14 protein-coding genes are annotated in these 18,668 nt (G+C 35.6%); 6 read left to right on the top strand and 8 right to left on the bottom strand.

All coding sequences use genetic code 11. The features are described from left to right. The first annotated feature begins 3 nt into the window (after positions 1-3). Positions 4-354 carry a hypothetical protein gene (locus ABJ955_RS09015; protein ID WP_347374246.1) on the top strand — a complete coding sequence of 117 codons (351 nt, stop codon included), beginning with the start codon at positions 4-6 and terminating at the stop codon, positions 352-354. 19 nt (positions 355-373) lie between these two features. On the opposite strand, the gene ABJ955_RS09010 is transcribed toward ABJ955_RS09015, so the two are convergent. Together ABJ955_RS09010 and ABJ955_RS09005 are read right to left on the bottom strand one after the other, a co-directional pair. Beyond that, complete coding sequence (locus tag ABJ955_RS09010; protein WP_347374245.1) at positions 374-1,249, bottom strand: DUF808 domain-containing protein; 876 nt, start codon at positions 1,247-1,249, stop codon at positions 374-376. 109 nt (positions 1,250-1,358) lie between these two features. Next, positions 1,359-3,500, bottom strand: coding sequence for a S46 family peptidase (locus ABJ955_RS09005; RefSeq protein WP_347374244.1), 2,142 nt, complete (start codon positions 3,498-3,500; stop codon positions 1,359-1,361). 395 nt (positions 3,501-3,895) lie between these two features. Between ABJ955_RS09005 and ABJ955_RS09000 the strand changes: the two genes are divergently transcribed. Then, complete coding sequence (locus tag ABJ955_RS09000; protein WP_347374243.1) at positions 3,896-5,653, top strand: T9SS type A sorting domain-containing protein; 1,758 nt, start codon at positions 3,896-3,898, stop codon at positions 5,651-5,653. 103 nt (positions 5,654-5,756) lie between these two features. Here ABJ955_RS09000 and ABJ955_RS08995 read toward each other — a convergent pair whose 3' ends face one another. After that, positions 5,757-6,803 carry an RluA family pseudouridine synthase gene (locus ABJ955_RS08995; RefSeq protein ID WP_347374242.1) on the bottom strand — a complete coding sequence of 349 codons (1,047 nt, stop codon included), beginning with the start codon at positions 6,801-6,803 and terminating at the stop codon, positions 5,757-5,759. After that, complete coding sequence (locus tag ABJ955_RS08990; RefSeq protein WP_347374241.1) at positions 6,790-7,422, bottom strand: PASTA domain-containing protein; 633 nt, start codon at positions 7,420-7,422, stop codon at positions 6,790-6,792. The genes ABJ955_RS08995 and ABJ955_RS08990 overlap by 14 nt, the downstream gene beginning before the upstream one ends. A gap of 255 nt (positions 7,423-7,677) precedes the next feature. On the opposite strand from ABJ955_RS08990, the gene ABJ955_RS08985 reads away from it, so the two are divergent. The 4 genes from ABJ955_RS08985 to ABJ955_RS08970 all read left to right on the top strand — a co-directional run bounded on the left by ABJ955_RS08985 (position 7,678) and on the right by ABJ955_RS08970 (position 12,560). Further along, complete coding sequence (locus ABJ955_RS08985; RefSeq protein ID WP_347374240.1) at positions 7,678-8,655, top strand: D-alanine--D-alanine ligase; 978 nt, start codon at positions 7,678-7,680, stop codon at positions 8,653-8,655. 40 nt (positions 8,656-8,695) lie between these two features. Continuing rightward, the gene (gene lpxB / locus ABJ955_RS08980; protein WP_347374239.1) at positions 8,696-9,814 is read left to right on the top strand and encodes a lipid-A-disaccharide synthase; all 1,119 of its coding nucleotides are present in this window, start codon (positions 8,696-8,698) and stop codon (positions 9,812-9,814) included. A gap of 44 nt (positions 9,815-9,858) precedes the next feature. Continuing rightward, positions 9,859-10,434 carry a C40 family peptidase gene (locus tag ABJ955_RS08975; protein WP_347374238.1) on the top strand — a complete coding sequence of 192 codons (576 nt, stop codon included), beginning with the start codon at positions 9,859-9,861 and terminating at the stop codon, positions 10,432-10,434. A gap of 104 nt (positions 10,435-10,538) precedes the next feature. Further along, entirely contained in the window at positions 10,539-12,560 is a 2,022-nt protein-coding gene (locus ABJ955_RS08970; protein WP_347374237.1) for a ComEC/Rec2 family competence protein, read from the top strand. Positions 12,561-12,587: 27 nt separating this feature from the next. Here ABJ955_RS08970 and ABJ955_RS08965 read toward each other — a convergent pair whose 3' ends face one another. The 4 genes from ABJ955_RS08965 to ABJ955_RS08950 all read right to left on the bottom strand — a co-directional run bounded on the left by ABJ955_RS08965 (position 12,588) and on the right by ABJ955_RS08950 (position 18,645). Then, on the bottom strand, positions 12,588-13,121 hold the full coding sequence (locus ABJ955_RS08965) for a thioredoxin fold domain-containing protein (protein WP_347374236.1): 534 nt from the start codon (positions 13,119-13,121) through the stop codon (positions 12,588-12,590). Positions 13,122-13,206: 85 nt separating this feature from the next. Further along, positions 13,207-14,997, bottom strand: coding sequence for a peptide MFS transporter (locus tag ABJ955_RS08960; RefSeq protein WP_347374235.1), 1,791 nt, complete (start codon positions 14,995-14,997; stop codon positions 13,207-13,209). Between the two features lie 35 nt (positions 14,998-15,032). Further along, on the bottom strand, positions 15,033-16,439 hold the full coding sequence (locus tag ABJ955_RS08955) for a peptide MFS transporter (protein ID WP_347374234.1): 1,407 nt from the start codon (positions 16,437-16,439) through the stop codon (positions 15,033-15,035). Positions 16,440-16,467: 28 nt separating this feature from the next. After that, the gene (locus ABJ955_RS08950; protein WP_347374233.1) at positions 16,468-18,645 is read right to left on the bottom strand and encodes a S9 family peptidase; all 2,178 of its coding nucleotides are present in this window, start codon (positions 18,643-18,645) and stop codon (positions 16,468-16,470) included. Positions 18,646-18,668 lie beyond the last annotated feature (23 nt).

Here is an 18,668-nt window from a genome sequence, read left to right as displayed (position 1 = left end):
GCCATGGAAGACCTTAACACGATATACTATAATAACTTTGGAATTGCGTTTCAATGGAAGCCCGCTGCTACAAATGATTATAAAAAGGTGCAACTCGTTTTCCGCTATACAGGTTTATTGCTTTCTATGAAAGAATTAAAAGGTTTCTCAAATTCTGTAAACCAAACCCTTGAAAATTGTACTTTATGTGAAGACTGCAAAGCCGACGAAACCAAACGTCCGCTTTTGGTGGCTTCCCCTTCAGAAATTGTTTCATTCGCTATGAGTTACATAGAAGTTGAACAAGTAAAAGATTTACTAGATGGCACCATTTTTCATTTGAATCTAGACAATATGCTAGACGAGCTTATTTAATAAGCAACAGCTTTTCACCTTACTTTTTAAAAAGCTGCCATAGTTTCTTTACTCCCATTAGCACCAATAAACTTGCAAAACCAACCAAAAGGCCCACAATAAATTCCGTTACTATTGAAGGTAGTTGCGGTAAAAAATGATGAAAGAAATCAATGTTGTGAACAAAAATCCCTCCTGCTACCAGAATCAAAGCAATGGTACCAATTATACTTAAACTTTTAATTACTTTCGGGAGTGCTTGCACTAAAACCACTCCTAATTTCTTAGAAAAGCTATTTTCACTTTTACTTCTTTTTATCAGCTTGTAACCCGCTTCATCCATTCTCACAATTAAAGCTACAATACCGTAAACACCAATAGTAGCGATAATAGCAATAATACTAACTACCATAATTTGGGTAGCCAGCGTTTCTTCAACCACCGTCCCTAAAGCTATGATTACAATTTCTATAGAAAGTATAAAATCTGTAATGATAGCCGATTTTACACGCTCCTTTTCAATAGCTAAAATTTCTGTTTCTGTAAGTCCATCTTCCACAAACGATTGCTTTTCATGCGCATGTGGGAAAAAGAATTCATATATCTTTTCTGCGCCTTCAAAAGCAAGATAAATACCTCCCAGCACTAAAATAATGGTTACTGCCCACGGTAAAAAGGCACTGAGTAAAAAGGCTATAGGCAGAATAATTAACTTATTTAAAAACGAGCCTTTGGTAATTGCCCACAATACAGGAATTTCACGGGAAGAAGCAAATCCAGAAGCTTTTTCGGCATTTACTGCCAAGTCGTCTCCTAAGATTCCAGCCGTTTTTTTGGCTGCTACTTTACTCATCATTGCCACATCATCTAGTAATACAGCGATATCATCTAATATTGCGAAAAATCCTGAAGCCATAAAGTTGTTTTATTTAAGGATGCAATTTAATTGAAACAAAAAAGCCCCACAAATCTACACCTAGATTTATGGGGCTTTCTGAATATATGAAGTTTATTAATTATGCTATTTACTTCGCCAAGGTAAGCTCATCAATAATATGGCTTGCTCCTGCAAACTTATCAATTAAAAACATAACATAACGAATGTCTACGTTGATGGTACGTTGCAGTTGGTCATCAAAAATAACATCTCCAGCCATTGCTTCAATATTACCATCAAAAGCCAAACCAATTAACTCTCCTTTTCCATTAAGTACAGGAGACCCAGAGTTTCCACCAGTAATATCGTTATCAGTTAAAAAGTTTACTGGCAAATAGCCATCTGCATCTGCATAGCGCCCAAAGTCTTTTTTCTCATACAGATCAATCAATTCTTTTGGCATATCAAATTCATGATCCCCAGGCTGGTATTTTGCGACAGTTCCTTTTAAGGTTGTGTAATAGTTTTTTGTTGCATCATTACGCTTGTCTTCTGGCAAAGCAATTACTTTTCCGTACGTAAGACGCAATGTACTGTTTGCATCTGGGTAATATTTTTCGTCAGGATTTTGAAGTCGCATTCCTTGAACAAGCAATCTATAAGCACCTTCAAATTCATCCGCTAATTGCTTTTCTTCTTCAGACTTATAACGGTAACGTGCTAATAAACCTGTTGAAAATAAATACAAGGGGTCATTCTTTAATACCTCAGCATCTGGATTAGCCAAAAATGCTTCTAGTTTTTCTTTACTCTCAAAAATACTATTCGCAAAAGCAGTATTTAAATATTCATCCCAACCAGCATCGCTGTTTTTATTTGTAGCAGCAATCTCAGCTATATTTGGAGCTATATTTTTCGCTTTTGAAGTATAAAGTCTTAGCTGTGCCGCCAAAACATTTTTCTCTAAGGGAACATGAACTCCTTCATATAGGTTTGCAATATCATCGTTTAGTTTGGGTAATAACTCAGCACGTTTTGCTTCGTTTTGCTCAATATAGTATTCAATAGAACTTCCCAAACGGTATGGTAAAATACCCATTTTAGTACGCAACATCATAATCAAGTAGTTGTTATGACTGCTTATTTCGTTTGTTTTTTCGTAATAGTTATTGATTACTGGAATTACATTCTCAAACTTTTCATTGCCCTTTTTAGAAGCCCATTTCTGAAATGCTTTTTCGTCTTTACGCTTGCTTTCTGCAGTTTTATGTTGTGTTAAAGCGTCAATCATTCCTTGACGGTTTTTCCAGTAATTAGCGATAGATGCATAGCTAGAAGCATAGTCAAGGTTTACTTGCTGATCTTCATTCATGTATTTTTTCATAACATCCATCGATGTTTTTGAAGCTTCCACCCACGCTGGATACGCATATTTTACGTTTTGCTCAATTCCACCTGCTGGCATCCAACGGTTTGTTCTACCAGGATAACCCATAATCATTGCAAAATCATTTTCTTTAAAACCGTTTAGGTTGGTCGTTAAATGGTGTTTTGGCTTCAATGGCACATTAGCTTCAGAATATTCAGCTGGATTTCCATCTTTATCTGCATATACTCTAAAAAGTGAAAAGTCGCCTGTATGTCTTGGCCATTCCCAGTTATCTGTATCTCCTCCAAATTTCCCGATGCTTTCTGGTGGCGTTCCTACCAAACGAACATCTGTATAATCTTGGTACACGAAATAATAAAACTCATTTCCTTGGTAGAAAGACTTCACAGAAACAGTAAACTTTCCGCCTTCGTTATTTTCTTGCTCAATCTTCGCTATTTCACGGTTTATGGTTGCTTCGCGCTCTGCTTCCGTCATAGAATCGTTTACTAAACTTAAAATACGCTTAGAAACGTCGTCCATTCTCACAAAAAAGCGAACAGAAAGGCTTTTGGGTTTTAATTCCTCTTTATGGTTTGCTGCCCAAAACCCATTGGTTAGGTAATCGTTTTCAGCAGTAGAAAGCTCTGCTATTTGGCTATATCCACAGTGATGGTTGGTTAACACTAAACCATTACCAGAAATTATTTCAGCAGTACACCCACCGTTAAACTGAACAATAGCATCTTTTAGGCTAGCGTTATTAATACTGTAAATTTCTTCGGGCGTAAGTTGAAGACCCATTTTTTGCATATCGCGGTAATTTAACCGTTCAATGTGCATTAAAAACCACATACCTTCATTAGCCTGAACAGGCATAACAAATGCAGCGACAATAAGTGAGAGAATAAAATTTTTCATTAATTGCTGAATTTATATTTAAAATAATTTTGAAAAGCAGTAAATATAGTCGGAATACCGATTTTAAGAGCCTAAACCCATTTTAAAAATATAAAAACAAAGCAAATTTAACATTTCATTAAGAGATGCTCCTTAGCAAACTTAAAAAGTACGCTCCAGCCGCTAAGAAAGTATTTCCGCATGAATGTGATTAGGCTTTCTAATACTCCTATAAACTTTCAATACATATTCCCATCTGCTTATTTTCTACTCACACTCGCAATGGAATACTTCTCTTACAACTACCTACAAAATACCTCCATAGCTAAACCGCATTCAAACACCTCCAAAACATTGCTTTTGCATACTCAAAATAAATCTATACCTTTAGAGAAATTAACTTCAAACACCTATTAATGAAAAAGACAATTACCCTCTTATCTGCCATATTCCTTGGAGCGACAGTTATTTCCACTGCACAACAACAAGGTAAAAAAGCAAGTTTAAACGAAGACGGCACTATTTCAGTTGAAACAGTAATACTGCCTGATAATTATAACAATTCAAAACAACCCCAAGTTTTTGATAGGATATGGCATTTAGGAAAACCTACAAATCCTACATTCAAAAACACACGAGGTGTTACCTTGGCAGATATCGATAACGATGGAGTAGACGAAATTCTATTCGGAATTTGGAACACCCTATACGCTCTTAAAGGCGATGGCAGCGTTTTTTGGGATAAAACCCTTAGCGGAACAATATTATTACCACCTACCGTAGCAGATTTAGATGATGACGGCACACTAGAAATTATTGTAAATACTGGTGGCGTACCAAATGCAGGTAGGGTTTACCTTATAGACCCAAATGGAAACGACCTTCCTGGTTGGCCCCTAAACTTTAGCGACCACTGGATGATTAACGCGCCAGCTGCCGCAGATGTTGACGGTGATGGAGACCTAGAAATAATTACTGGCGAACGTGTAAGCGGAACACAAGGGTTTGTGCACGTTATAAATAAAGACGGAACCTCGATTAATGCAAACTGGCCTGTAGAAGTGGGCGCAACTCCTGCCTTTACACCTTCTATTGCAGATGTTGATAATGATGGCAAGGCAGATGTAGTTATTGCAGCTTCAAGCGGAGGTATGTATATTTTTGACAATCAAGGACAGGTTTTTCCTAATTTCCCAGTGGTTGATGCAAATGTGAAATATTCCTACCAATCGCCAATACTTGCAGATCTTGACGGTGATGACGATTTAGAGATTATAGGAAGCAACCACGGGGATGCCCCAGGTTTCTACGTAATGGAACACGATGGAACTTATAAATCTGGCTGGCCTATTGCTCTAGGTGGTTGGACCTATTCACCAGCAACTGTTTTGGATATTGATAATGACGGTACTTTCGAAATATTTATGTCAGATAGAAACACGAGCAGTACCCAAGGCGATCTACTTCCTACCATCTATGGTTTAGACCCTGATGGAGGGAACCTACCTAATTTCCCAATAGATAAATATGGTGGTACAGAAGGGGTACTTTCTATAGCTGATGTAAATGACGATGGCGTACTAGATATTGTTTTCCCAAGTGTGCTTACCGATGCTGATGGTATAGGGTATATTCATGCCTTTTCATTAGATGGTACGGGTGAAATAGATGGTTTTCCATTACGCCCACGCGGATTTACATTTTTAAACGGTGCTGTGTTAGGAGATGTGAATGATGACGGCATGTTAGACCTTACTGCAAATAGTTATACTCAAACCTTTGGTGGCGGTGTAGACTCTACGTATGTAAGCCTATATAACCTAAACGTACCCTACAATCCTGCAACAATAAAACGCAATGGCTATAAAGGCGAAAACACCCGTGCTGGTTATGTAAAGCTTGATGATGTGGCTGGTATTACTGAAAACACCCAACTAAATGTAATAAACATTGCTCCCAATCCTTCAAATGGAATGCTGACCTTTACAGTTCCAGCTGCTATACAAAAAGCTACCGTAAAAATATTCGGGATAGATGGGAAAGTAATTCTTTCAGAAGAAACAAATCTTGAAACTACTTCAAGCTATAATTTAAAGCATCTTAAAAACGGCATCTATTTCGTAACCATTTCCGACGGAAAAAATACTTCAACAGCAAAGTGGATTAAAAACTAAGCAACTTGTTATTCTAAAATAACAAAAATCCCTTTCCGTAATTGGAAAGGGATTTTTTTATATTCCACCTTCTTGAAGTTAAGAATTACAAAAGTAGATAATCTTACTCGATAACATTTTGCGAATAACTACGCCATTTATCTAAACAGGCTTCCATATCATCAGGGATAGCGCATTCAAAACGCATAAACTCTTTCGTAACTGGATGCACAAATCCTAAGGTTCGTGCGTGTAGTGCTTGACGTGGCAATACCTTAAAACAGTTTTCTACAAACTGCTTGTATTTGCTAAACGTTGTTCCTTTTAAAATTCTTTCACCTCCATAACGCTCATCGTTAAAGAGCGTATGCCCAATGTATTTAAGATGTACTCTAATTTGGTGTGTTCTTCCAGTTTCCAGCCTACAAGAAACAAAAGTAACGTATCCCAAACGCTCTAAAACTTTATAGTGCGTAACGGCTGGTTTTCCTTTTTCTTCTTCATCATTTTCGTAAACAGTGTTCTGTAAACGGTTTTTGGGATGACGGCCAATATTACCTTCAATCGTACCTTCCTCATCTTCCACATTTCCCCAAACTAAAGCCACATATTCACGCTCTGTTGTTTTATCAAAAAACTGCTTGGCAAGAAATGTCATTGCTTCTTCCGTCTTTGCAACTACCAACAAGCCACTAGTATCCTTATCAATTCTATGAACTAATCCAGGTCTATTACTGGAATTATTGGGAAGGTTTTCAAAATGATAGGTCAAGGCATTTATTAGCGTTCCGCTATAATTACCATGACCAGGATGCACCACCATTCCAGCGGGTTTGTTAACCACCAGAACAGCATCGTCTTCATACACGATATCTAAGGGAATATTTTCAGGCACTAACAAAAACTCGTAAGGTGGATGTTCAAAAAGAACCGTAATCACATCATTCCCTTTTACCTTGTAGTTAGATTTTACAGGAATTCCGTTTACGTGTATATTGCCCGCAACCGCAGCTTTTTGAATTTTATTACGAGTCGCTTTTTCAATCAGGTTCATCAAGTATTTATCTACTCGAAGTGCGCCCTGCCCCTTATCTGCCTTAAAACGGTAATGCTCATAAAGGTCATCATTACCATCCGTTTCATCAATTTCCGCTTCGTTAAAATTCGCCATTATCGTTTTCTATGTTTTCTGTTGACGCGCCTGGACTTTCCTCCGAAGAATCATCATTAGATTGTATTCTATTTAAAGATTGATCACCAACGATCAAGTCTATCACTGCTGTTTTTTCAATTGGGGTTCCTGGATCAAGTTTTTCACCCTTATAGCGCATTTCCAACACATTATCACTTATATGGGGTCTATAACTTACTTTCCCAATTACAAAACCCATCGCCAAAAGTGTAGGCTCAGCTTGTCTACGTGTGCGCCCTAAAACATCTGGAACATCAATTTTTCTGTATCCTGAAGGGTTTAGCGTTAAATATAGCTTTCTATCTTCCTTTACAAATTTTCCAGGTTTTGGAATCTGTTCAATAACTGAATAGCGTGGATAATCTGGATTGTAGTTTGCAGAATCTAAGATTTCATAGCGTAAATCCATTTCATTTAACCTTTCTTCAACTTTATCTAAAGACATTTTGGCCAAATTAGGCACTTCAATCTTTTCATTGTGATTCGTGCTAATTCGCAACCACCATAATATTAAAAATGCTAAAATAAGTAGCGCGACTAATGCCAAAAGCAATTGTTTAAAAAATGCTTTGGTTAATACAAACTGGAAAAAATTCATACGTTTCTTTGTTAATGTACAAAAATATAAAACCCAAAGGTAGTATCTTTTGTTGAGTTTGAAATTTTAATGAAACTTTAATTGCTACTTACAAACATATTAAACCCTTGAATGCTTCCTTTAGTTTGTACGTTAGAACATTTATTATTTTAAAAAGATGTGACGTAGTTTAATTAGTGTGCAACTTTAAATTTTAAGCACACTACAGACCTTTATTTTTAATACTTTTGTAAACGCAGGTTTTAAGCATTTGTTATGGAAAAAAAACATATAGCCGTTGCCATGGGCGGATATTCCAGCGAGTACAAAATTTCGTTGAACAGCGGCGAAATTGTTTGCAATGCACTCGATAAAAATAAATATGAAGTATATCCTATCCATATTTTGGAGGAAGGATGGTACTATGTTTCAAAAGATGGAACAAAGCACCCTATAAACAAAGCTGATTTCAGTTTTATAAAGGGCAGTGAAACCATCCATCCAGATGCTGTTTTCAACACTATTCACGGTACTCCTGGCGAGGATGGTTACCTACAAGCTTACTGGGAGTTACTAAAAATTCCGCATACAAGTACCGATTATTATCAAGCTGCACTTAGCTTTAACAAACGCGATTGCCTTTCGGTTTTGAAAAACTTTGGTGTTCGGGCAGCTAATTCATATTATGTAAACGAAGGTGTAGAAATCAATATTGAAGAAATAATTAAGAAAACAGGCTTGCCCTGTTTTGTAAAACCAAATCGTTCTGGTTCCAGTTTTGGAATAAGTAAAGTGAATGAAATGGATGAAATAATGCCTGCTATTGAAAATGCATTTACTGAAGATTCTGAAATAATTATTGAAACTGCTTTGGTGGGCACAGAAGTTTCCGTGGGGGTATATAATAATGGAGAAGAAATTATTGCGCTGCCGGTAACTGAAATTGTTTCCGAAAATGAATTCTTTGATTATGAAGCGAAATACCTAGGAAAATCGGATGAAATTACTCCAGCACGTATTTCACCAGAAGAAACCGAAATGGTACAAAAAGAGGCTGTTAGAATCTATAAATTATTGAATATGAAAGGTATTTGCCGCAGTGAATTTATCATTGAAAATGGAAAGCCTTATTTTCTTGAAATAAACACCAACCCAGGACTTTCAGCAGAAAGCATCATCCCTAAACAAGCGCGAGAAGCTGGAATGACATTGACACATTTTTTTGACATACTACTACAAAATATTCTAAAATAGTTTCAAACTTGAAAGGTTTTAAACTTTTAATTTTTAATAAATGAAATATTACCTCATTGCAGGCGAAGCATCCGGAGATTTACACGGTGCTAATTTAATTAAAGCTTTAAAAAAGGAAGATGCCGAGGCAGATTTTCGTTTTTGGGGTGGCGATTTAATGAAAGCTGCTGGCGGAACTGAAGTTAAACACTACCGCGATTTAGCTTTTATGGGTTTTGCTGAAGTAATAATGAATCTTGGCACTATTTTAAAGAATATTAAATTCTGTAAAAAAGACATAGAAGACTATAATCCCGATGTAATTATATTTATTGATTACCCGGGCTTCAACCTTCGCATCGCAAAATGGGCTCGGCAAAAAGGTTTTAAAACACATTATTATATTTCCCCACAAATCTGGGCTTGGAAAGAAGGACGTATCAAAGAAATAAAGCGAGATATAGATGAAATGTATGTGATTCTTCCTTTTGAAAAAGAATTTTACGAGGCGAAACACAAGTTTCCTGTTCATTTTGTGGGTCACCCTTTGATTGATGCCATACATAATAGACCCCAAGTAATTCCGGAAAAATTTAAAGAAGAAAATGGATTAGACGAACGTCCAATTATTGCACTCCTTCCTGGAAGTAGAAAACAGGAAATAAAAAAAATGCTTGAGATTATGATTTCTGCAGCAACAGATTTTAAAGAATATCAATTTGTAATTGCTGGTGCACCTAGTCAGGAAAAATCATTTTACGAAACATTTCTCAGTACCAAAAACGTACACTTTGTAACAAATAAAACCTATGATCTTTTAAGCATTTCAGAAGCAGCATTGGTAACTTCGGGCACTGCAACTTTAGAGACAGCCTTGTTTAAAGTTCCACAAGTAGTATGTTATAAAGGAAACCAAATTTCGTATGAAATTGCCAAACGTGTTATTAAATTGGAGTACATTTCATTGGTAAATCTCATTTTAAACAAAACTGTGGTTACCGAATTAATACAATCAGATTTTAACAAAAAGAGAGTCAAAGAAGAACTTTCTGCTATTCTAGATTCCAACAAACGCGAAACAATATTTCTGGAATACTACCATCTTGAAAAGGCACTTGGCGGTCGAGGAGCCAGTGAAAACACAGCCAAACTTATTCATTCCACAATCAAGGTGAAATAAATAAAGTTTTATATATTTAGGCAATCAACCACTATTCCATATTGATGAGAAAACTACTTTTCCTTTCTTTTTTTTCTATAGTTCTTATTTCTTGCGGAAGCACGAAAAATACAGGTAAAATTCCTAAAGAAATAATTGGTAAAAGCGATTCCAACACAAAAACAATTAAGAAGGTAAGTCCGCATAAAAACAATAGAATCTCCAAGGAAATAGAAAAAGATAAGGAGGAAAGCCCAAAGGAAATAAAGGAAGAAATTATTGATTACGCCAAAACTTTTCAAGGCACACGTTATAAATATGGAGGAACTACCGTCGCTGGAATGGATTGCTCTGGCTTGGTTTATACTGCATTTTTAAAAGAAAACATTGCATTACCTCGCGTATCGCGCGATATGGCAACAAAAGGAATACTTATTTCCTTTAAAGATATTGAAAAAGGCGATTTAGTTTTTTTTAAAACCAGCAAGAAAAATACGATCACACATGTGGGTTTGGTGGTGGAAGCAAAACGAGGTGAGGTTAAATTTATACATTCTACCACGCGAGCCGGTGTTATAATTTCATCTCTTGATGAAGCTTATTGGAAAAAAGCGTTTGCTGAAGTGCGCCGAATTATCTAACCAGTTAATTAATAACCTGTTACTATTGTTTGCTTAAGTAAAATTCGTTACTTTTAAGAATCTCCTCCCCAAAAAATTTAAGTATCAACTTAATTTATTTGGGCATGAAATTCATAAACTTTATAATAGTAAAGTTTTCTGTTTTTATAGTGCTAGGAATTGTCTTCGCGCACTTCTTCCCTATTTCTGCCTTATTACTTAATTTTCTTTTAGCACTGGTATTTATTGTTTTTGCCTTGTGGCTTTGGGCGAAAAAGCAATTTTTCCAAACTATTTACTTTGGAATTGCCTGCTACCTCTGTTTTTTCACTATTGGATATTTTAGTTATCAACTCCGGTTACCACAATTTCAGCCCACACATTATTCGTTTAAAACAACTACAGACCTTGAATTAATACAACTTAAAATTAGTCAATCTTTAAAGCCAGACAAGTTCAACCATAAATATATTGCCAATGTGAATGCTATAAACGGTATTTCTTCGACAGGAAAAATACTGTTGAATATTTCTAAAGATTCATTGATGAATTCCTTTTCAGCAGATGAAGTTTTATTGGTAAATGCCCGTATTTCTGAAATTCCAAAACCGCTAAATCCCCATCAATTTGATTATTCAGCATATATGAAATTACTAGGAGTGTATGGACAATTACGTATTTCTGAAAAAGTTATTTTAAAAACCCGAAAAGGAACAAAAACCACCCTTGGGCTTGCACAAAATTTTAGAGCAACCATTGTTGAAAAACTTCGACAAACAAAGTTAAAAACGGAGGAGCGCGCCATTGTTCAAGCACTTATTTTAGGAGAAAAAAAGGATATTGACAAAACTCTTTACACAGCATACGCAGCTGCGGGAGCGGTGCATATTTTAGCTGTATCCGGACTTCACGTAGGCATTTTATACCTTATTCTTGCATTTATACTCAAACCCTTAGCACGGATAAAATACGGGTTGATTGTAAGTTCAATTTCAATTATCACACTTTTATGGGGGTTTGCAATGCTTTCTGGTTTATCGCCATCAGTAACTCGTGCAGTAACAATGTTTAGCTTTTTTGCAGCAGCAAAACTTTTTAATAGAGAAACAAATGCTATAAACACCCTGTTTCTTTCTTTTTTAACACTACTAATAATCAATCCTTTATGGCTTTTTCAAATTGGGTTTCAGCTAAGTTATTTGGCTGTGTTTTTTATTGTATGGTTGCAGCCTATTTTTTACAAAATTGGGTATTCTAAACATTGGTTAATTCGTAAAGTATGGTCAATTGTAACGGTTACGCTTTGCGCACAAATTGGAGTTTTACCTTTAAGCTTGTATTATTTTCATCAATTTCCTGGTTTATTTTTAATTACCAATATTGTGGTGCTCCCCTTTTTAACAATCTTAATGTGTGGTGGCTTAATAATTGTTTTTTTAGCTACAATAAACGCCTTACCAGATTGGATTGCAGAAAGCTATAATTTTTTAATTGAAGGGCTCAATGGTTTTATTCATTGGGTAGCTATGCAGGAGGATTTTTTATTTAAAGACATTCCTTTTTCTGTTTTAAAAGTATTAGGAAGTTATCTATTGATTATTGTAGTTGCATTGTTTTTTCAGAAAATGAATTATAGAAGAATAATGACTTCTTTACTTGCTTTTTCAATATTGCTATTGATTTATTGCTATGATGCATACAAGGTTTCTTCCAACCAATTTATCGTTTTTCAGAAGAGCAAACAGACCCTTATCGGTTATAAAAACGGAACCGATTTTATTGTATTTAGTAATGATATTACACGGACTTATACAGAAACCCATCCTATTAAATCCTTTAAAACGGCAGTTAATGCTAAAAGCTATTCTGAAGAAAAACTACCGAAGGTATTTGAATACAAGCTTAAAAATGTATTGGTATTAGATAGTTTAGGAGTTTTTCCGAAGCATAAAAACATACACACTTTATTCCTTACAAACAGTCCAAAGGTAAATTTAAACCGTCTTATTGATAGTTTAAAGCCAAAACAAATACTTGCGGATGGAAGTAATTATTTCAGTTATGTAGTACGCTGGGAGAAAACCTGTAAAATAAAAAAGCTCCCGTTTAGTCATACTGCTAAACAAGGAGCTTTCTCATTAGAATAGCTCGAATATGAAACCGAAAATGCTAGTCTAAAATGTAGGTTTAAATTTTTTCTGATAATCTTCCCATGCTGCTGCAGTTGTTATCTCTAAATAATCATCACTGTGAATCATTTTAAGAAAGATTTCAAGTTGTGGAGGTGTTCTATACCCTGGCACAGCTTGGATTAAATCTCCATTTTCTTTAAAAAACACAACGCTTGGATATGCTGTTACTTTTAATGCGTGTGCAAAAAGGTGTTGTGAATTTCTTCCTTTTCTATTAGGGTCATAATTTGGGTTTGTATAAACAAAATCCTGATAGTTTACTTCTTCAGTACCTTCAGCATTAAACTTTACGGCATAATAATTTTCGTTTACATACTCAATAACTTCTTTGTCGCTAAATGTATTTTTATCTAACATTTTGCATGGGCCGCACCAAGTAGTATAAACATCCATAAAAATTTTCTTAGGCTCCTTTTTTTGCGCTTCTAAAGCTTCGTTCATCGTCATCCAATTAATTTTTTGGGCGTGGAGAGTCCCTACAGACAAAATAAGGAATAGTAGTAAAAAATATTTCATTGTATAAGCTATTTAAGATTCTGGGTTTTAAAACAAAAAGCGTTCCATAAAAAAGGAACGCTCATTGTGTAAAAAGTATTGTGTGTTAACGAATTCCGTGCATTAATTTTTTCAGAACAGGGTTAAGAACCATCGCTATTAGCCCCACACCAATAGGTATAAGCGTAAATATCAAAAAGAAAATTCCAAGGGAATACTCAGCCGAAATTTTATCAATCATTCCCCCCATCGTATTTGCAGCTTTTTGTCCAACAGCAATGGCAAGGTACCAAACACCAAACATAAAACCAATCATTCGTGCTGGCACCAGTTTACTTAAATATGAAAGACCAACAGGAGAAATACATAGTTCGCCCATGGTATGAAATAAATACGCTACTATTAAGAAAATCATACTCACCTTAGCGGTCATGGCGCCTTGAGGAATATCGTATGCGCCATAAGAAAGTACTGCGAACCCTAGACCGAGGAGTATTAAACCTATTCCATATTTCATAGCCGCACTCGGATTGTATTTACTTTCCCACCATTTAGAGAACAGAGGTGCCAATGTAATTATAAAGAAAGAGTTTAATATTCCAAACCACGTAGCATCTACTTCGTTTCCTTCTTGTGAAAATTTATCGTATAGTCTATAAATAACAAGCGCCCACACACCTATAAAAGCAATAGCGAGTATGATGTTTGAAAATCCGATTCTATTAAAAGTCTTTTTGAAAAGCAAATAAATTACCCAAGTAATTATTACAAGAGGCACCGTTGTTAATAAGGCATCCACTATTTTAAAAATCATTGCAGAATCACCAACTAACGTTCTGTCAGTATAATCTCTTGCAAAAATTGTCATTGAACCAAGCGATTGTTCAAAGAACGAAAAGAAAAATACTGTAAAAAGTCCAAATATGGAAACAGCAATAATGCGATCGCGCACTATTGGCAAATATCTTGTAATACGTACAATTAATAGAATTAAAAACAAGACTAAAGCAGTTAAAACTACTATGTTCGTTCCACTAAGCCCAAACATTTCAAAAGGGACTAAGGAGGTTCCTCCTATTTTCTCCAAGGGGTCATTAAAAAGATATAGCAAACCGCCAACAGATGATAGAACTACGAGCACCTTGTCGAACATGGTAAATGGATTCAATTTGGTTGGTGCAACCTCAATACCCTCTTGATCAACTTCTGGTGCTTTTTCATTTATATTCTGTGGAATTTCAACTTCGTGAACTTTAGAAGGCTTTCCGCCTATATTTCCAAATAGATCTTTTGCCAATAGGAATTGTAACATTCCAAAGAACATAAAAATACCAGCAAGACCAAAGCCCCAAGACCATCCATAGTTTTCAGCTAAATATCCGCAAAGCATCATTCCAAAAAATGCACCTGCATTTACTCCCATATAGAAAATGGTATATGCACCGTCTTTTTTAGACTCTTTGCCTTTATACATTTCAGAAATGATAGAAGTAATATTTGGCTTAAAAAAACCTGTTCCTATTACCAATAAAGCCAAACCTATATAAAAAGACGTTGTTGTTTCTAATGCCATAGAAGCATGACCAAGGGTCATAATAACACACCCTAAAACTACTGCCATTCTATATCCAGTAATTTTATCTGCAACCCATCCTCCAATTATTGGGGTTAGGTAAAGCAACGACGCATAGGTTCCAATTAAGGCTAATGCATGTTCTCTAGGCCATTCCCATCCTGGATTATCACTTAGCAATGGTGCTGTTAAAAAAAGCACCAAAAGAATTCGCATTCCATAGAAGGAAAAACGCTCCCACATTTCGGTGAAGAAAAGGATAAAAAGTCCCGCAGGGTGTCCTAAAACTTTGTCTTTAAATAGGTTTTCTATATCGGTATTCATCAGCTTATACTTTCGTTAAATTGAATTCTGAATAATTAATTAGACTTGTTTATGTCTGGATCTGCCAATTCATAAGGTTCATTGTCATCCATTATCTTACGTTCGTTATCCTCAGCACCGTGAGTAAGGTTCTCCAGTTTCTTTCTTATTAGTAAAACTAACAATCCAAAAACCACACAAAACACTGCAATACCAGTAAATACAGTATATTCTCCTAAATCTGATGCAGATTCTCCTAGAAGTCCTGCCAATTTATTTCCAAATCCAGTCATTGCAAAATAAACCCCCATCATAAGTGAAGCATATTTTAATGGAGCCAATTTCGTTATATAGGAAAGCGCAACTGGTGACAAACATAATTCTCCCACTGTGTGGAATAAATATGCTAATACCAACCAGTACATAGCTGAAGCACCATCACTACTAAATTGTGCTGCGGCAGCAGTCATGAAAAAGAAGCCCATCCCCATAATTATCAACCCAAGACACATTTTAAAGAGTGAAGTAGAAACTTTCCCTTTTAACTTTCTTTTGGCCCAAAAAGCAGCAACTGCTGTTCCAAAGATAATTATAAACATAGCATTCAGTGACTGAAACCAAGATGCAGGAACTTCCCAGCCCATTAGTAATCTATCTGTTTTTTCTGACGCATAAATATTCATTAATCCTCCAGCTTGTTCAAATGCTCCCCAGAATACAATTACCAAAATAAAAGATATGAAAAGTACAACCACTCTATCTTTTTCAATTTTAGACAAGGGTCTTTTCATGGCAGCTTTTTCTTCTGGATCCATAGAATTGTTAGTATTATTACCAACATACTTTAAGTGCTTTTGACCCAACAAATATTGAAGTAATCCTAAAAGCATACCAATTGCGGCAAGGCCAAACCCATAATGCCATCCATATACTTCACCAACATATCCAACAATTAAACTAGAAAGGAAAGCACCTATATTTATTCCGATATAAAAAATAGTAAATCCTTTATCTCTTCTAATATCTCCAGCTTTATAAAGACCACCTACCATTGTAGAAATATTTGGCTTCAACATCCCTACACCGGCAATAATTAATCCTAAACCGGTATAAAAAGCCCACATTTCCTCTATTGAAAGAATACCATGCCCGGCTACAAGTAAAATTCCTCCTACAAGTACAGATTGTTTTTGCCCTAAAAATTTATCGGCTATCCAACCTCCTGGAATCGACGCTACATACACTAACATTGTATAGGTGCCATAAAGAGATAAAGCTTCTGCATTAGTCCATCCTAAGCCTGGGTTTCCACTAGTTGCTTCTGCCACTAAATAAAGCACCAAAATGGCACGCATTCCATAATAAGAAAAACGTTCCCACATTTCGGTAAAAAACAGTATGTACAGCCCAACTGGGTGGCCGAATAATTCTTTTTGCTTTTGATATTGAATTGCGTCTGACATATAATTTTAGATTAGTTAGTTTTAATTTTTATAAATTTTTCTTGATAAAATCGGTCATTAAAGTATATAAGTGTAAACGAGTATTCCCGCCATAAATACCATGATTTTTATCAGGGTAAATACGCCAGTCAAAAGGTTTATTAGCTTGCACCAATGCTTCAATTAATCGCATACTATTTTGAACATGAACATTGTCGTCTGCTGTTCCGTGAACCAATAAATAGTTTCCTTTTAGTTTATCTACGTGCGAAAGCGGTGAGTTGTTATCGTAACCCGAAGCATTCTCTTGTGGAGTCTGCATATAGCGTTCGGTATAAATGCTATCATAAAACCTCCAGCTAGTTACTGGCGCAACGGCAATAGCCATTTCAAAAGTATCAGCTCCTTGAAACAAACAATTTGACGACATAAAACCACCATAACTCCAGCCCCAAATCCCAGTGCGTGAAGCATCTATATACGGTAGCTCACTTAATTTTTTAGCAGCTGCTATTTGGTCTTTAACTTCGTATTTACCCAATTCCTTTTGGGTCATTTTTTTAAATTTTCTTCCTTTATAACCCGTTCCACGACCATCTACGCAAGCAATAATATACCCTTGCTGCGCAAGCATTTGGTGCCAATAATCATTACTTCCCATCCAACGGTTTGCAACCTGTTGAGAGCCTGGCCCTGAGTATTGAAACATAAAAAGTGGATATTGTTTTGTTTCATCAAAATCTAACGGCTTAATCAGATACATGTTCAAATCTTCACCATTTATGTTTATTGTTGAAAACTCTTTTGGTGAAATTTTATAGGAAGCCAATCGATCTTTTAAATCGTTGTTGTTTTTTATTTCACGAAGTACTTTTCCTGTTCTAGCATCATTAAGTGTAAAAACATAAGGGGTAGTTGCATCTGAAAAGGAACCAATAAAATACGTGTAATCAGCACTGAAATCTGCATCGTTTGTTCCTGTTTGTTGCGTTAAACGCACTTTATTTTTTCCAGAAGGAAGGATAGAATAAACATCGCGATTTATACTTTCATTTTCGGCACTTTGATAATAAACTCTTCCTGTATTTTGATCAAAACCATAATATTCAGTTACTTCCCAAGAACCTTTTGTAACTTGGTTTAACAATTTTCCATCCTTATCGTATTGATAAATATGATTCCAACCATCTTTTTCACTCGTCCAAAAGAAACTGTTATTGTTTAAAAAAGTAAGGTTGTCAGTGATGTCTACATAGGCTTCATCCGTCTCTTGCAAGATTAATTTTGAAGTGTTAGTAGCCGCATTTACAAAAATTAAATCCAGTACATTTTGGTGACGGTTGGTCAGTTGTACGCTTAACAAATCGTTGTCCTTAGTCCAAAGCAAACGTGGAATGTAATAACTATTGTATGCTGAAAGCTTTACTTCTGAAGTTGTTTCACTTGAAAGGTTATAAAGATGCAAGGAAACTTTAGAGTTATTTTCACCTGCTTTGGGATATTTAAAAGTGTCTGCCGTAGGGTACAACTCATTACCGTAAACATCCATATTAAATTGCGGCACTTCAGTTTCATCAAACTTTATATACGCAAGCTTATCGCCATTTGCGCTCCATTCAAAAGCACGGACAAAGGCAAATTCTTCTTCATAAACCCAATCTGTAATCCCGTTTATGATACTATTCTTTTTTCCGTCTAAAGTGATTTGTTTGGTATTACCCGAATTTAAATCTTTTATATAAAGATTGTTTTCGAAACCATACGCAATCTTAGAGCCATCATTACTAAAGGTTGGTTCCTGTATTTTATTGGTGGAAACTAGGCTAAAATCTTTTGTTTTTACATCGTACACATAGTATGTTCCGAGTGTAGAACGACGGTATACTTGTTGTAATTCCGTTGAAAATAGAATTTTTGATTCGTCTTTATTAAACTCATACGAAATTACATAGTTAATCCCTTTTAAATCGTTTGAATTTAATAATGTTCGTGCTTTCTTCCCACTTTTATAATCGTACACATCTACGGTTGAGGTTTTATTTTGCCTATCAAAATTAAGCACGGCATATTCTTTACCATTATTCAATGAGCGAAGCACATCTAAATGCTGTGTTCTAAATTCGCCACCCCAAATTTCTTCAAGAGTAGCGTTCTTCTGCTGGGCAGTAAATGGGCAAAATGCTGTTAAAAACAGCGCTAAAAAAGTTAGGGAGTGTAATTTCTTCAAAGTGTTAAAATTTTAATATGCCA

This window comes from Aequorivita sp. Q41 (genome assembly GCF_039831855.1).
Taxonomy (GTDB): domain Bacteria; phylum Bacteroidota; class Bacteroidia; order Flavobacteriales; family Flavobacteriaceae; genus Aequorivita.
Note: the sequence above shows the minus strand (reverse complement) of the source record. Positions and strands in the feature narration are given on the sequence as shown.

Bases quoted from the DNA above. Each gene is read 5' to 3' on its own strand.
- ABJ955_RS08995 (WP_347374242.1), bottom strand. From the start codon at position 6,803: ATGGCGAATTTTAACGAAGCGGAAATTGATGAAACGGATGGTAATGAT.
- ABJ955_RS08985 (WP_347374240.1), top strand. From the start codon at position 7,678: ATGGAAAAAAAACATATAGCCGTTGCCATGGGCGGATATTCCAGCGAG.
- ABJ955_RS09000 (WP_347374243.1), top strand. From the start codon at position 3,896: ATGAAAAAGACAATTACCCTCTTATCTGCCATATTCCTTGGAGCGACA.
- ABJ955_RS08970 (WP_347374237.1), top strand. From the start codon at position 10,539: ATGAAATTCATAAACTTTATAATAGTAAAGTTTTCTGTTTTTATAGTG.
- ABJ955_RS09005 (WP_347374244.1), bottom strand. From the start codon at position 3,500: ATGAAAAATTTTATTCTCTCACTTATTGTCGCTGCATTTGTTATGCCT.
- ABJ955_RS09010 (WP_347374245.1), bottom strand. From the start codon at position 1,249: ATGGCTTCAGGATTTTTCGCAATATTAGATGATATCGCTGTATTACTA.
- ABJ955_RS08975 (WP_347374238.1), top strand. From the start codon at position 9,859: ATGAGAAAACTACTTTTCCTTTCTTTTTTTTCTATAGTTCTTATTTCT.
- ABJ955_RS08990 (WP_347374241.1), bottom strand. From the start codon at position 7,422: ATGAATTTTTTCCAGTTTGTATTAACCAAAGCATTTTTTAAACAATTG.
- lpxB (WP_347374239.1), top strand. From the start codon at position 8,696: ATGAAATATTACCTCATTGCAGGCGAAGCATCCGGAGATTTACACGGT.
- ABJ955_RS08960 (WP_347374235.1), bottom strand. From the start codon at position 14,997: ATGAATACCGATATAGAAAACCTATTTAAAGACAAAGTTTTAGGACAC.
- ABJ955_RS09015 (WP_347374246.1), top strand. From the start codon at position 4: ATGGAAGACCTTAACACGATATACTATAATAACTTTGGAATTGCGTTT.
- ABJ955_RS08955 (WP_347374234.1), bottom strand. From the start codon at position 16,439: ATGTCAGACGCAATTCAATATCAAAAGCAAAAAGAATTATTCGGCCAC.
- ABJ955_RS08965 (WP_347374236.1), bottom strand. From the start codon at position 13,121: ATGAAATATTTTTTACTACTATTCCTTATTTTGTCTGTAGGGACTCTC.